The organism is Brevundimonas sp. SORGH_AS_0993 (genome assembly GCF_030818545.1).
Lineage (GTDB): Bacteria > Pseudomonadota > Alphaproteobacteria > Caulobacterales > Caulobacteraceae > Brevundimonas.
The window spans coordinates 2,628,098-2,641,944 of sequence record NZ_JAUTAH010000001.1 but is presented as its reverse complement, the minus strand read 5'-3'; the positions used below and the strand labels follow the sequence as shown (position 1 = coordinate 2,641,944).

The following is a 13,847-nucleotide window of genomic DNA, read 5'->3' as shown; positions in this document are numbered from 1 at the left end:
ATTTATTAACCATGATCACCCCTCGCTCCGACTGCGTCCCGTCTGCGTCCCGGCCTTCGCCCTCTGATCGCGCGCATTTGGCCGAACACAACCTCAAGTACCATAAGGCGCTACGACCGATTTTGACGCGATATAGGATTTTATTCCTATCGCGGGAAGCCGGCGGACTTAGAATGAGCCCCGTCGGACAGTCAGAAAGGACGAGGGCGTGATGTTGGAGGCGTACAGGGCGCCGGTTTCGCAGGAAGACCGGATCAAGGCGGGGCTGGCGGTGCATCTGGTGGCGGCGCGCACGGGGACGCGGCCCGAACAGATGGTGGGCGGCGGGCGGCTGGACCCCGGCGGGTCGCGGGCGCGCTGGCTGGCCATGTATCTGTCGCACATCGCCTTCGGCTGGACGCTGGAGCGGGTGGCCGACGTGTTCGGCATGAACCGGGCGACGGCGGGCAAGGCCTGCCGCTGGGCCGAGGACGAACGCGACCGTCAGCCGATCGACGACCTGTTGAGCCGGCTGGAGGTCTGTATCGACGACCTCTATCAGGCGCCGCCGTGCGAGTTGCAGCGATGAGCCGGGCGGTCGAACGCGCCCGCGCCCTGTTGGGACGGCCCGGCGCCTGGCTGGGTCAGGACGGGGCCGACTACGCCCTGCGTCTGGGGCCGGACCGGCGCGGGCGGGTCAGCCTGCGCCTCAGCGAGGACGAATTCCGCGCCCTGATCCAGACGCCCGGCCTGAAGCCCCGCGACCAGGGCGGCTGGATCGCGCGCGTCGCCGCGCCAGAGCGAGCGGCCGCCGCGCCGCCCGGCCGACCCGGCGTGATCCTGGGGGAACGTCAGGTGATGGACGAGGCGGGCCGCCTGGTCCTCAAGGCCGCCAATCTGGGCGAAAGCCCCATCGCCTGGCTGGCGCGGCGCAAGGACGTCTCGGGCCGACCCTGGCTGACGCCCGCCGACGTCGCCGCCGGCGAACGGCTGCGGTCCGATGTCGAAGCAGCCCGGCGCGGCCCGTCCCTGACCATGCGCTGGGACGCCCTGCCGCACGCCGGATCGGGCGGATCGGTCCGGGTCGAGCCCGGCGATCAGGCCCTGGCCGCCGCCCGCCGGATCGAAGAGGCCCTGAGCGCCGTCGGCCCGCGCCTGCGCCCGATCCTGAGCCGCATCTGCATCCACGGCGACAGTCTGAAACTCGCCGAAACCGGCCTGGGTCTGCGCCGCCGCCAAGGCAAGACCCTGCTGCGCCAGGCCCTTCAGGCCCTGGCCGAGCATTACGGGATCGGGTGAAGCGTCAATCGTGAGGGGTGAATGGCGCGCGCACCCCTCACGAACCCGCCGCCAGCGCGGCCTCTCGGATCCGGCCGACCATGCTGTTCAGGCCGTTGGCGCGCTGGCGGGTCAGGGCCGAGGGCAGGCCCAGGCGGTCCAGGGCGGCCCTGGCGTCGAAGGCCAGGATTTCGGCCGGGGTGCGGCCGGAATAGAGTTTCAGAAGCAGGGCGATATTGCCCTTGGACAGGGCGCTGTCGCTGTCGGCGGCGAACCACAGCCGGCCGTCGTCGGCGGGGTGGACGGCCAGCCAGACCTGGGCGGCGCAGCCGGGCACCTTGTTGGCCGGGGTCCGGTCGGCCGCGTCCAGCGGGGCCAGGTCCTTGCCCATTTCGATGACATATTCGATGCGCGGCTCCCAGTCGCCCAAGAGGTCGAAATCCTCGATCAGCGCGGCCAGGGTCTGGTCCAGGCTGTCGGTCGGGGGGGTGCGATCGGTCATGGGCGCCAGATAGGCCCGGCGGCCGTTAACGACAACCATCGGCTTTGTCCCCTGAAATTCATGGTGAACGCCCTCGGAAGAGTCGCCTCAGGGGGGAGCGGCCTCGCGCCGACTCAAGGCCGGGGGTAGTTTGATCCCCGGAAAGAACCACAGCCCGTCGTTTGAACATTCACCAGCATCACCGCTTTCAGGAGGACCGCCACGCGCCCGACGCGCGCGCCTTTTCGCCTGACGGTCTGGCGCGCGAAGGTCTGGCGTCTGAAGGTCTGGCGGGCGCCTCGCTGACGGCGGCGTGGCACGCGGGATGGGCGGCGGCGGTCACGCTGACGGCCCTGGGCGCCCCGTTCGTTCCGGGTCTGGTCCTGACGCCGACGACCCAGGCTGCCCTGCTGCTGACGGCCCTGCCCGGCGTGCTGGGCGTGGCGCTGGCGGCGCGCGACGGCGCCGGTCTGCGAGTCGTGTTGATGGGGGCCTGGTTGCTGGCGGCGACGGCGGCGGCGGGTCTGACGGGGGGCGTGACCGGCGCGGTTCCGGGCCTGGTGCTGCTGCCCTTGGCCGCCGGGATCGCCCTGGACCACCCCCGCGTCGGCGACGATCGACTGACGCGGGCGGGCGTCGTGGGGGCGGCCCTGCCCCTGCTGTCGGGCCTGATCTCGACCTGGATCAATCCGACCTCTTCTGCGCCGGGTCTGGCGACGGTTTCCGGCCTTCTTGTGCTGATCGCCCTGCTCGCCGCCCTGCGCCTGGCCTGGCGCGCGCGGCAGGGCCGTCTGAAGGCGGCCGAAGCCGAGACCGCCCGCCTGACCGCCCTCATGGGCGCGCAGCCGGGCCTGACCCTGGTGCTGGATGGGGCGGGCCGGGCCCTGGCCCACTGGGGCGCCGCGCCCCCGGCCGTGTCGGTCTCGGCCCTGAGCGACCAGGGCCTGGTCTCCACCGTCCATGCGCCCGAGCGTCCGGCGGTGACGGCGGCCCTGTCGCGCGCCCTGGCCGGCCAGGCGACCGAAATCCTGTTCACCCCCCGCACGGCCCTGGATCGGCGGGTCGTGCTGGTCCTGCGCCGGTTCGCGCGGCCGGACGCGCCCGTGCGCCTGATCGCCCAGGCCTTCGACGGCACGGCCCAGTTCGCCCGCGAGCTGCGGCTGGAGAACGCCCGCGCCGAGGCCGAGGCCCAGAGCGCGGGCAAGACCCGCTTCCTGGCCAATATGAGCCACGAGCTGCGCACCCCCCTGAACGCCGTCCTGGGCTTCGCCGACATCATGCGCCAGCGCCTGTTCGGCCCGCTGCCCGACCGCTACGCCGACTACGCCGAATCCATCCACCAGGCGGGCGGCCATCTGCTGGACCTGATCAACGACGTGCTGGACATGGCCAAGATCGAGGCCGAACGCTATCAACTGGCCCAGACCGACTTCGACGCGCGCGACGCGGTGTCGGCGGCCGTGGCCCTGTTGCGGCTGCAAGCCGACGACAAGGGGGTGCATCTGGCCGCCGTCCTGCCGACGCAAGCCCTGCCCGTCCACGCCGACCCCCGCGCCCTGAAGCAGATCGCGCTGAACCTTCTGTCCAATGCGGTGAAGTTCACCCCGGCGGGCGGATCGGTGACGGCCACCCTGGACGGCGTCGGCCCGGACCTGGAGCTGGCGGTGTCGGACACCGGCGTCGGCATCGCGCCCGAAGACCTGCAGCGCCTGGGCCGCCCGTTCGAACAGGCCGGCGGCGCCGACCAGAGGGCGCAAGGGACCGGCCTGGGCCTGTCCCTGGTCCGCAGCCTGACCGAACTGCACGGCGGGCGCATGACCATCGACAGCACCCTGGGCGAAGGCACGGCCATCGTCGTCCGCCTGCCCGTCCGCTCGCCCCCCGCCCTGCCGTTCGAACCGGCGGAGGAAGAGGCCGGCCTTCCGGGCCCCGTTCCCGTCTAAACGCAGATTGAAGGACGGTCGCCTTCCGTCTCAGGTCGCCACCTGGACCACAAGCTTGCCGAAGTTCCGGCCCTGAAGCAGGCCGATGAAAGCCTCGGGCGCCTTGTCCAGCCCGACCACGATATCTTCCCGGTATTTGATCCGACCCTCTCGGATCCAGCCTCCGACCTCTTCGTAAAAGGTCGGTCGCTGGTCTGTGAACTCGCGCTGGATGAACCCTCGCACCGTCAGGCTCTTGGTGAGCACGTCGCGCATCACCCCCGGCAGCCGGTCGGGACCGGACGCCATGGCCGGATCGTCGTTGTACTGGGCGATCAGGCCGCAGACCGGCACTCGGGCGAAGGGATTGAGCAGCGGGAAAACCACGTCCCAGACGTGACCGCCGACATTCTCGAAATAGACGTCGATTCCGTCCGGGCAGGCCGCCTTGAGCTGCACGGCGAAATCGGGCGCCCGATGATCGACCACGGCGTCGAAACCTAGTTCGTCACGCACGAAGGCGCATTTGTCGGCGCCCCCGGCGATGCCGACCGCCCGCGCGCCCTTGATGCGGGCGATCTGTCCCACGGTCGCGCCCACCGCCCCGCTGGCGGCGGCGACGACGACCGTTTCGCCGGGCTTTGGACGACCGATCGTCAACAAGCCCGCATAGGCGGTAAAGCCCGGCATCCCCAGGACGCCAAGCGCCGTGCTGACCGCCGCGTGGCTAGGGTCCAGCTTGCGCAGGCCCTCGCCATTCGAAACGGCGTAGCTTTGCCAGCCCGAATGCGAGAGCACGATGTCATTTTCGACGAAATCGGGATGGCGAGAGCGGACGACGCGCGCCACCGTTCCGCCTTCCATCACCCCGCCGATCTCAACCGGGTCGGCATAGGATTTCGCCGCGCTCATCCGGCCCCGCATATACGGATCCAGCGACAGGTAGAGAATCTGCAGCAGAACCTCGCCGTCGCGCGGGTCCGGAACCGGCCCCTCATCGATCCGGAAATCAGCCGGGGTCGGCAGGCCCGTCGGTCGTTGGGCCAACAGCACCCGCCTGTTGCTGGTCGTCATGTCCTCTGCCTTTTCGCACTGACCACGGGAACACGGTCCAGCCCGATATAGAAGTCAAAGAAACCTCGGCAAGGGAGCCGCCCCGCCTCTTGAACCCTGCCCCTAAACCCGGCCCATCGCCAGAAAGGCGCGGCCGGCGGCGAAGTCGCCGACTTCGAAGAGCGAGCGGGTCACGCTGCCGTCGCGGAAGACGAACTCGACCGTGAAGACCTCGCGCGGGTCCAGGCCCGTCAGGGCGTCGGCGGCGGCGGCGGGAAAGGTCCAGGCCTGGCCCGTCTCGCGGCCTTCGGCCAGCAGGCTGTCTTCCGCCGAGGCGACGCCGGCGGCCCAGAAGACGCGGCGCTGGGCCACGGGCGGCAGTTCGCGCGCCAGCCAGGGACGCGGCGCAACCGCCTTGTCGCGCAGCACCAGGCGAACCCCGGTCGGGCGCGACCGCCCCTGCCAGGACACCACGGCCGCCAGCTGATCGGGCCGGTTCAGGCCGCCCGTCACACCGAAGCGAACGGGCGAGGCGCCGGTGCGGCCGGTCTGGACCAGGCGCCAGGTGGGGCGGGCGTAGGCGGCGCGGTCGGCCGTCCAGTCGGCCCTCTGGCCCGGAAACACCATGCGGGCGGTGCGCGACCAGCCGGCGAAGGCGGTCTCCACCCGGCCCTTGACCGTCTTCAGGTCGCCGGAGGCGCACGGGGTCACGGCGGCGCGGGCGCGGGCGCGGGCGGCGGTCTCGGCCATCTGGCGGTCGTCGGCCCCGGCGCGCAGGGCCGCGCCGCGCGCCTGCCAGGCGGCGGCGTTCAGGGCGGCGGCCAACTGGGGCCGGAACAGGTTGCAGCGCTGGTGGGCGGCGACGACGAAGCTGCGCTCGTAATAGCGGTCCGCCGGGCCGGCCAGGGCCGAGGCCGGGACGGCGGCGATCAGCACGGCCGACAGCAGCGCCGAAAAGCGCGCTTGGGTCCGACGGGGGGAAGGGCCTATCCTCATGCCCCGACCCTTAGCCCGCCAGGGGTTGGGGTTCCGTGTTCGAGCAGGGTTAGCGAATTGCTTCTGTCCAGCGACCTGTGGGTCGGCGCCCTGATCCGCCGCGCCGAGATCGAAGGCGCCTATGCGACCGTCGTGAAGAAGGGCGACGCGCGCGCCGGCTCGGTCATCGTCAAGGTGTTCGACACCTCGATCCGCACCGCCCGCCTCTACACCGAAGCCTTCGGCGTGGACGGCGACCGCCTGTGGATCCAGCCCGTCGTCAGCGACAGCGAAAGCGAACTGGACGCCTATATCGCCCGCCAGAGCGGCTACGACCCCGATTTGTGGGTGGTGGAGATCGAAGACCGCCAGGGCCGCCACTTCATCACGGAGAAGGTGCAGGACTGACGCCGACCATCAGCCTTCGAACGCCGTAAGGATCGGACAAGGGCCATTTGCGGCGTCGGCGCAGCGCGCGGCCAGGGCCGTCAGGGCGTCGCGCGCCGCCTGAAGTTCGGCGATCCGGCGGTCAAGGTCGGTGATCCGCGCCTGGGCCAGCGCGCGGGCCTGAGCATGGTCGTGGCTCGCATCCAGCGCCAGCAGTTCGCCGATCTGCTCCAGGGTGAAGCCCGCGCCCTGGGCGGCGCGTATGAAGCGCAGACGCCGAATCTCGGCCGGACCGTAACGCCGCACGCCGCGCGCCCCGTCCGGCTTCGGCATCAGGCCGCGCCGCTGATAGTAGCGCACCGTCTCCACCCCGACGCCGCCGGCGCGGGCCAGGCCCGCGATGGTCGTCTCCGTCATGCCTTGACTCCGTACCATGGTCCGCACCCCACATGGGGTCAGACCCTGAAAAGGCCAAGTCGCAGGACCGCCCCCCCCATGACCACAGACATGACCACAGACATGACCACAGACATGACCCCCGCCAAAACCGCCGTCCTCTATCGCATGGTGATGGACAAGCACGTCTGTCCCTGGGGCCTGCGGGCGCGCCACCTGCTGAAAAGCGAAGGCTATGCGGTCGACGACCGCTGGCTGACGACGCGAGAGGAGACGGAGACGTTCAAGGCCGAACACGGGGTCAAGACGACGCCCCAGACCTTCATCGACGGGCGACGCATCGGCGGCTACGACGATCTGCGCCGGTTCCTGGGCAAGCCGGTCAGGGACAAGGACCGCAAGACCTATACGCCGGTTCTGGTCGTCTTCGCCGTCACCGCCCTGATGGCCGCCGCCGCCAGTTTCGCGGGCGGAACCCTTGCGAACCCGCGGACGCCGGAATGGTTCGTCGCCTTCTCCATGTGCGCCCTGGCGATGCTGAAACTGCGCGACCTGGACGGGTTCGCCACAATGTTCCTGGGGTATGACGTGCTGGCGCGGCGCTGGGTGTCCTACGCCTATGTCTATCCGTTCGTGGAGTTGGGCGCAGGCGTGCTGATGGTCGCGGGGGTGCTGCATTGGCTGTCGGTTCCCGCGGCGATGTTCGTCGGGATCGTCGGCGCCTGGTCGGTGTTCAAGGCGGTCTATATCCAGAAGCGCGAGCTGAGGTGCGCCTGCGTCGGCGGCGACAGCAATGTGCCGTTGGGCTTCCTGTCCCTGACCGAGAACCTGATGATGATCGCCATGGCCGCCTGGATGGGCTGGCGCGCCTGGGGGTGAGCGCGCCCGCGCAACCATCCGCCGATGTCGCCGTTTTCCAGCAAACGTCAACATTCGAAGAGCCGTCCATGTCCCGCCCCGCCCGCCTGACCTGCGCCATCGCCGCCCTTTCCGTCGCCCTGCCCGCCTTCGCGGCCGGCGCCGCCTCCGCCCAGACCACGCCCCGGCCCGAAGACCAGCTGGGCGCGCTTGTCGGCGCCCTGTTCGGCGACCGGCTGGGCCTATCGGCGATGGATCAGGCCTGGCTGCGCGGCCAGCGCCCCCTGCGCGACGGCCAGAGCCAGTTCGGCGGCCGGATCGACGCCGCCGTGCGCGCCGGCACGGTGTCCGTCTCGGCGGGGACGCGGCTGCGCGCCGACTACACCGGCCTGGTGGACCTGGAGACCCGCTACGCCGCCGACGGCCGGATCACCGCCCAGGAGCGCGCCGATCTGAACAGCCGCTACAACGCCCTGATCCAGACGCTGGATTCCGGCGCGGCCGGCTATGGCGAGACGGGCGGGGCCGCCGCCGGCCGCGCCGCCTTCGACAGCCGGGTGGACGCCGCCGTCGCCGCGCGTCGCCTGACCCGCACGGAGGCCACGCGCCTGAAGGCCGACTATCAGGCCGTGATCCAGCTGGAGGCGCGCTACCAGGCCGACGGCGTCCTGAGCGCCAGCGAGCGCGCCGATCTGGACAGCCGACTGGACGCCCTGGATACGCGCGTCGGGGACGGCCCCAACGCCACGGCCCCGGCGATGACGGCCCGCCAGCGCCTGGCGGCCCTGGACACCGCCGTCACGACCTCGGAACGCGCCGGCCGCATCGCCCGCGCCGAGGCGGCCGACATCCGCGTCGAACTGGGCGACCTGCAGCGGCTGGAAGCGGCCTATGCGCGGCTCAGCGTATCGGCCGACGACAGCGCCTATCTGGACCGCCGCATCGGCGAGCTGGAAAGCCGCGCCCGTCGCTGACGGGACGGCCTGATCGGGCCGACCTTGACTTCACGCGCTGGAGGGCGCATCTGCGCGGCATCGCACAATCGCGATCTCCGGCGTCTCCAGCGCGTGTGGGTCCGCTTTCGGACCTGACTGTAGCAGCCGCCGGCTCCTCATATTCATTCGCTGCCCGGACACGCGGGGCGGCGCCCGATCCACCCCGCGGGCCTCTTGCTTGAGGCTCTGTCGGGACTGGCGGTGCGCGGCCCGACGGCGTCATGCCATGGCCGATGCGCGTCGCCGAACGCGAAAGACATTGCTGTGAGCATCACCTTCGACTCCATGGGCCTGAACAAGGCCCTCCTTCAGGCCCTGGCCTCCACCGGCTATGTGAAGCCGACGCCGATCCAGGAAAAGGCCATCCCCGACGTCATGCTGGGCAAGGACCTTTTGGGCATCGCCCAGACCGGCACCGGCAAGACCGCCGCCTTCGCCCTGCCGATCCTGCATCGCCTGGCCGAAAACCGCACCCCGCCCGCGCCCCGCACCACCCGCGCCCTGATCCTGTCGCCCACGCGCGAGCTGGCGACCCAGATCGGCGACAGCTTTAAAGCCTATGGCGCCCATCTGGGCTTCCGGGTCGCGGTCATCTTCGGCGGCGTGAAAATACGGCGCCCAGGAGCGCGCCCTGCAACAGGGTCTGGACATTCTGGTCGCCGCGCCGGGCCGCCTCCTGGACCACATCCAGCAGAAGACCCTGGACCTGTCCTCGACCGAAATCTTCGTCCTGGACGAGGCCGACCAGATGCTGGACCTCGGCTTCATCAAGCCGATCCGCCAGATCGTCAGTCGGATGCCGGCGCGCCGCCAGAACCTGTTCTTCTCGGCCACCATGCCGACCGAGATCGGCAAGCTGGCGGGCGAACTGCTGAAGGACCCGGTCAAGGTCCAGGTCACGCCGCAATCGACCACGGTGCAGCGCATCAGCCAGTCGGTCGTCTATATCGAACAGGGCAAGAAACGCGCCCTGCTGACCGAGATGTTCAGCGATCCGGAATACAAGCGCTGCCTGGTCTTCACCAAGACCAAGCACGGCGCCGACAAGGTCGCCGCCTATCTGGAGGCCGGCGGGGTCGAGGCCGGCGCCATCCACGGCAACAAGTCCCAGCCCCAGCGCGAGCGCACCCTGGACGCCTTCAAGAAGGGCAAGCTGCGGGTGCTGGTCGCCACAGACATCGCCGCGCGCGGCATCGACGTGGACGGCGTCTCGCACGTCGTGAACTTCGAACTGCCGCATGTGCCGGAAAGCTATGTCCACCGCATCGGCCGCACCGCGCGGGCGGGCAAGGACGGCACCGCCGTCAGCTTCGTGGCCGGCGACGAGATGAAGCTGCTGCGCGACATCGAAAAGGTCACGCGCCAGAAGATCCCGGCCGCGGATCGCCGCAACGACAAGCAGTTGGCGGCGCTGGACGCCTCCATCATGGCCGCCGGCGTGGCCAAGAAGGCGACCCTGCCGGACCGCGAAGGCGGCGAGCGCAACGAGGGCGGTCATGGTCAGGGACGGGGCGGCCGTGGCCGCCGGGTTCCGCACCGCGACGGCGTGCGCCCGGAAGGCGGCGGCCAGCCGCACCGCCAGCGCCGCAACCGCCCCGGCGTCGAGGCGGCGGCGCCCCGCCCGGAAAAGACCTACAACCCCATGGCCGGCGAGAAGACGGCCCCCCGCGAACCGCGTCCGTCCGATACGCGCCAGCAAGAGCCCCGTCCGGTCGGCGAAATGAAGCGCCGCCCCCGTCGCCGCCCCTCGAACGGCGGCAAGGGCTATGGCGCGGCGAAGGGGTGAACTCGACCGGCCCGTAAGCGCAGCGGATCGAGGGACCGCCGCCTTTCCAACTCGTCATTCCGGGGCTGAGCGAAGCGAAGAACCCGGAAGCCAGAGCCTCGGTCGCGCTGCTGAACGCGCCCGAGGCCAGATGCGCGCCTCCTGGTTCCGGGCTCGTCCTGCGCCCCCGGAACGACGGTGGAATGATCCGCCGCGACGCAGCGCAACGAAAAACGGCGGCGCCTTTGCGGGCGCCGCCGTTGTCATGTCAGCCGGGGCTGAACGGACCTAGAAGTTCCAGGTCGCGCCCAGCGAGAAGCCGACGCCATTGCCCTTGGCCTCGCCGCGCAGGCTGGAGACGACCAGGCCGTTGCCATAGACGTCGCGGGTGTCGTTGATCGTCGCCGTGTCGATATCGATGTAGGTGACGGCGCCGTCGAACGTCATGGAGCCGACCGTCTTGGACAGGCCGGCGGCGTACAGCCAGCGGTCGCCGTCGGGGATGCGGGCGGTGCGGTGATCGTCCGGGGTCGGGGTCGGGTCATAGCCCACGCCCGCGCGGAAGGTCATGGTCGGGTCGATCTTGTAGTCGAAGCCGAGCGCGCCGGTGGTGACGTCGTCGTAGTCCTGAACGATGGTCGAGGCGCCGGTCGCACCGTAGTTGATGCGGATGGCGTCGAACTTGCTCCAGCCGATCTGGTTGACCTGGGCGTTCAGGGTCAGGCGGTCGTTGACGGCGTAGCGGGCCGAAACGGTGGCGTACCACGGCGTGGTGAACCTGGCCGCGCCGTCGGCCGAGACGTTGGCGCCGGCCAGAACCCCGGTCAGGCCCGAGATGTTCACCGTGCCATCCAGCTCGTGCTTGATTTCCGAACGGTAGGACAGGCCCAGGTCCAGCTTGCCGAAATGCATCTGGGCGCCGGCGTTCCAGCCGTAGTTCCAGCCATCGCCTTCCAGTTGATTACGGCCGTCCGTCGACGGAGACACGACATAGGCCGGCGACAGGACGGCCGGGATCGGCGCGTTCGGCAGGGCCGACGACAGGGTGGCCTTGGCGTACTGGGCGTCGAAGCCGGCGCCGACGTCCAGCCAGTCCGTGACCTTCATCGCGCCGACCAGGCTGATGTTGGCCGAGCGCAGTTCGGACGTCAGGGCGTCGTAACGGGCGAAGTCGTCCGGCAGATATTTGGTGGTGAAGTTGTACGGCGCCTGGACCGCCAGGCCGATGTTGAAGCGGTCGCCGATGGGGGTCGAGACGGCGAAGTTCGGCACGACGCCGCTTTCGACCACGTCATGGACATGCGGGTCGCCGTTGACCGGATAGGTGCGGCTGACGAGGCCGACGCCGGTGACAGGAACGTTGTAGGTCAGGGTCGAACCGCGGTCGTCGACGCTGGAATCCAGGATCAGGCCGTGCAGGCCCGTATAGACTTCGCGCTGGGTTCCGGCGATGGCGGCGGGGTTCCACCACAGCGACTGGACGCCCTTGTCGGCGCCGACGCCGGCGTTGGCCCGGCCCTGGCCGCGGGTCGATTGTTCCTGAACGTAGAAGGAGCCGGCCATGGCGGGCGCGGCGACGCCCGCCAGCAGGGCGGTGGTCAGGGCGATGCCGCCCATGCGAGCGATATTCCTGGAGGTCATGTTACTTCCTAAGTAAAGGCCCCCGCCATCGACGCGGCGGTGGGGTGTCGGGGAGAGACGGCGCCACAGCGCTTTCGACCGGAAAGCGTTGCATGCATGGCCGCTCTCTGCTCCGATCCGGGCGAAACTGTGTCGCAAAAGCTGCACACGATCACACCACCGAGAGGTTCCGTTGCGGCAAGAAGCGGTCCCCTAATCCCGAAGTTTCGCAGCGTGGCCGGCTTGCCGCGCGCCCTGGGCGGATTTCTTTGCCGCCTTCGCTCGCCCCAAGGTCGCCTTGTGCATCCGTGATATAAGGGCCATCTGCATCGCGCCCCGCCTCAAAGCCTGATCGAAGACCCCCATGTACGAAACGCCCGAACTGGAAACCGACGTCCTGGTCCGTTCCAGCGCCATCCGCATCCACGCGCCCGAGGATTTCGAGGGCATGCGCAAGGCCGGTCGTCTGGTGGCCGAGGCGTTGGACATGATCGCCGCCCATGTGAAGCCGGGCGTGACGACCGGCGCCATCGACGACCTGATTCGGGAATTCACCCTGGACCACGGCGGCCTGCCCGCCTGCCTGGGCTACAAGGGCTACGAGAAGACGGTCTGCACCTCCATCAACCACGTCGTCTGTCATGGGATTCCCGGCGACAAGGTTCTGAAGGACGGCGACATCGTCAACATCGACCACACCGTCATCGTCGATGGCTGGCACGGCGACAGCAGCCGGATGTATGCGGTGGGCGAAATCAACGCCCGGGCGAAAAAGCTGATCGACGTCACCTATCAGTCGCTGGAGATCGGGCTGGAACAGGTCAAGCCGGGCAATACGTTCGGCGACATCGGCTTCGCCATCCAGAAGTTCGTCGAGGCCCAGCGCATGAGCGTGGTGCGCGACTTCTGCGGCCATGGCATCGGCCGGGTCTTCCACGACAGCCCCAACGTCCTGCACTATGGCCGCAAGGGCGAGGGCGCGACGCTGAAACCGGGCATGTTCTTCACCGTCGAGCCGATGGTGAACCTGGGCAAGCCGCACGTTAAGGTCCTGTCCGACGGCTGGACCGCCGTGACGCGCGACAAGTCCCTGTCCGCCCAGTGCGAGCACACCATCGGGGTGACGGAAGACGGACTGGAAATCTTCACGGCGTCACCGGCGGGGCTGTTCCGGCCGAACTGACGCGAAGCGTCTCTGCGCCTCACGATTGGAGCGTCCTTCCGGGGCGTCCGAAGGACGAACCCGGAAGGACGCTCCCCAATTGTTGTCCGGCGTAGCTTGGATGTAGAAGCGCACCCTTGATCCCGCCTCGCATTCCGCACAGGTTGTGCGAGAGCGGAGGGGACATGCTCGACCATACGCCGCCGGGCCCGGATGCGCCCGCATCCAAGACCAGGCCCCGCCACGGCGGGCATCGGGACCGTCTGCGCGAACGGGCGGCGAAGGGCGGGCTGGACGCCCTGCCCGACTACGAGCTGCTGGAGCTGCTGTTGTTCCGCAGCGTGCCCTACAAGGACACCAAGCCGCTGGCCAAGGACCTGTTGGCGCGGTTCGGCGGGCTGGAGGGGATCGGGGCGGCCAGTCACGAGGCGATCGAGGGTCAGGTGGCGCGGTCCATGAGATACGCCGTCGGCAAGGCGACGCGGGCGGTGGCGCTGGACCTTCAACTGATCTTCGACGTGACGCGACGGATCGCGCGCGAGCCGACGGAGAAACGGCCGGTCATCTCGTCGTGGACGGCGCTGCTGGCCTATGTCCGCGTGGCTCTTCAGCACGAGCCGCGCGAGCAGTTCCGGGTCATCTACCTGGACAAGAAGAACCAGTTGATCCTGGACGAGGTGCAGAACCGGGGCACGGTCGACCATGCACCGGTCTATCCGCGCGAGGTGGTGCGGCGCGCGCTGGAGCTGTCGGCCAGTGCCTTGATTCTGCTCCATAATCACCCCTCTGGCGATCCAACGCCCAGCCGCGCCGACGTGGAGATGACCAAACAGGTGGTGCAGGCCGGCCGACCGCTGAACATCGAGGTCCACGACCACCTGGTCGTCGGCCGCGACGGGGTGGCCAGCTTCAAGCAATTGGGCCTGATGTGAGGCGGGATTTCACCGATCGTTAAGCCTGATCCGCCACCTTTTCC

At 69.5% G+C, this 13,847-nt stretch carries 14 protein-coding genes and 1 pseudogene; 10 read left to right on the top strand and 5 right to left on the bottom strand.

From position 1 onward, the window contains the following. Positions 1 to 211 precede the first annotated feature (211 nt). Entirely contained in the window at positions 212 to 568 is a 357-nt protein-coding gene (locus QE389_RS13035) for a chromosomal replication initiator DnaA (protein ID WP_307369091.1), read from the top strand. After that, the gene (locus QE389_RS13030; protein ID WP_307368043.1) at positions 565 to 1,278 is read left to right on the top strand and encodes a DUF6456 domain-containing protein; all 714 of its coding nucleotides are present in this window, start codon (positions 565 to 567) and stop codon (positions 1,276 to 1,278) included. The genes QE389_RS13035 and QE389_RS13030 overlap by 4 nt, the downstream gene beginning before the upstream one ends. 37 nt (positions 1,279 to 1,315) lie before the next feature. Here QE389_RS13030 and QE389_RS13025 read toward each other — a convergent pair whose 3' ends face one another. Next, a complete protein-coding gene (locus QE389_RS13025; protein WP_307368040.1) occupies positions 1,316 to 1,759 on the bottom strand; it encodes a SufE family protein in 444 nt (147 codons plus the stop codon). Between the two features lie 161 nt (positions 1,760 to 1,920). Between QE389_RS13025 and QE389_RS13020 the strand changes: the two genes are divergently transcribed. After that, positions 1,921 to 3,681, top strand: a complete 1,761-nt coding sequence (locus tag QE389_RS13020; protein ID WP_307368037.1) for a HAMP domain-containing sensor histidine kinase — start codon at positions 1,921 to 1,923, stop codon at positions 3,679 to 3,681. Between the two features lie 30 nt (positions 3,682 to 3,711). Here QE389_RS13020 and QE389_RS13015 read toward each other — a convergent pair whose 3' ends face one another. Together QE389_RS13015 and QE389_RS13010 are read right to left on the bottom strand one after the other, a co-directional pair. Then, the gene (locus tag QE389_RS13015) at positions 3,712 to 4,734 is read right to left on the bottom strand and encodes an NADP-dependent oxidoreductase (RefSeq protein ID WP_307368034.1); all 1,023 of its coding nucleotides are present in this window, start codon (positions 4,732 to 4,734) and stop codon (positions 3,712 to 3,714) included. A gap of 102 nt (positions 4,735 to 4,836) precedes the next feature. Beyond that, positions 4,837 to 5,709: a hypothetical protein gene (locus QE389_RS13010; RefSeq protein ID WP_307368033.1), complete on the bottom strand. Its 873-nt coding sequence runs from the start codon at positions 5,707 to 5,709 to the stop codon at positions 4,837 to 4,839. Between the two features lie 57 nt (positions 5,710 to 5,766). On the opposite strand from QE389_RS13010, the gene QE389_RS13005 reads away from it, so the two are divergent. After that, on the top strand, positions 5,767 to 6,096 hold the full coding sequence (locus QE389_RS13005) for a DUF1491 family protein (RefSeq protein WP_307368031.1): 330 nt from the start codon (positions 5,767 to 5,769) through the stop codon (positions 6,094 to 6,096). Positions 6,097 to 6,105: 9 nt separating this feature from the next. Here QE389_RS13005 and QE389_RS13000 read toward each other — a convergent pair whose 3' ends face one another. Next, complete coding sequence (locus tag QE389_RS13000) at positions 6,106 to 6,492, bottom strand: MerR family DNA-binding protein (RefSeq protein ID WP_307368029.1); 387 nt, start codon at positions 6,490 to 6,492, stop codon at positions 6,106 to 6,108. A 114-nt stretch (positions 6,493 to 6,606) separates the two neighbouring features. Between QE389_RS13000 and QE389_RS12995 the strand changes: the two genes are divergently transcribed. The 4 genes and pseudogenes from QE389_RS12995 (at position 6,607) to QE389_RS12985 (ending at position 10,110) form a co-directional block, all read left to right on the top strand. Then, complete coding sequence (locus tag QE389_RS12995; RefSeq protein WP_307368027.1) at positions 6,607 to 7,350, top strand: glutaredoxin; 744 nt, start codon at positions 6,607 to 6,609, stop codon at positions 7,348 to 7,350. Positions 7,351 to 7,418: 68 nt separating this feature from the next. After that, on the top strand, positions 7,419 to 8,303 hold the full coding sequence (locus QE389_RS12990) for a hypothetical protein (RefSeq protein WP_307368024.1): 885 nt from the start codon (positions 7,419 to 7,421) through the stop codon (positions 8,301 to 8,303). Positions 8,304 to 8,609: 306 nt separating this feature from the next. Then, positions 8,610 to 8,879, top strand: a pseudogene (locus QE389_RS14715) (DEAD/DEAH box helicase); the annotation flags it as partial. 76 nt (positions 8,880 to 8,955) lie between these two features. Further along, the gene (locus QE389_RS12985; protein ID WP_373458351.1) at positions 8,956 to 10,110 is read left to right on the top strand and encodes a DEAD/DEAH box helicase; all 1,155 of its coding nucleotides are present in this window, start codon (positions 8,956 to 8,958) and stop codon (positions 10,108 to 10,110) included. Between the two features lie 267 nt (positions 10,111 to 10,377). Here the strand turns inward: QE389_RS12985 and QE389_RS12980 are convergent, their stop codons facing one another. Beyond that, the gene (locus QE389_RS12980) at positions 10,378 to 11,730 is read right to left on the bottom strand and encodes an OmpP1/FadL family transporter (RefSeq protein WP_307368022.1); all 1,353 of its coding nucleotides are present in this window, start codon (positions 11,728 to 11,730) and stop codon (positions 10,378 to 10,380) included. A 343-nt stretch (positions 11,731 to 12,073) separates the two neighbouring features. Here QE389_RS12980 and map point away from each other — a divergent pair, with 343 nt between their 5' ends. Together map and radC are read left to right on the top strand one after the other, a co-directional pair. Further along, the gene (gene map / locus QE389_RS12975) at positions 12,074 to 12,892 is read left to right on the top strand and encodes a type I methionyl aminopeptidase (protein WP_307368021.1); all 819 of its coding nucleotides are present in this window, start codon (positions 12,074 to 12,076) and stop codon (positions 12,890 to 12,892) included. A gap of 164 nt (positions 12,893 to 13,056) precedes the next feature. Further along, positions 13,057 to 13,803, top strand: coding sequence for a DNA repair protein RadC (radC, locus tag QE389_RS12970; RefSeq protein ID WP_307368019.1), 747 nt, complete (start codon positions 13,057 to 13,059; stop codon positions 13,801 to 13,803). The last annotated feature ends 44 nt before the right edge of the window (positions 13,804 to 13,847 follow it).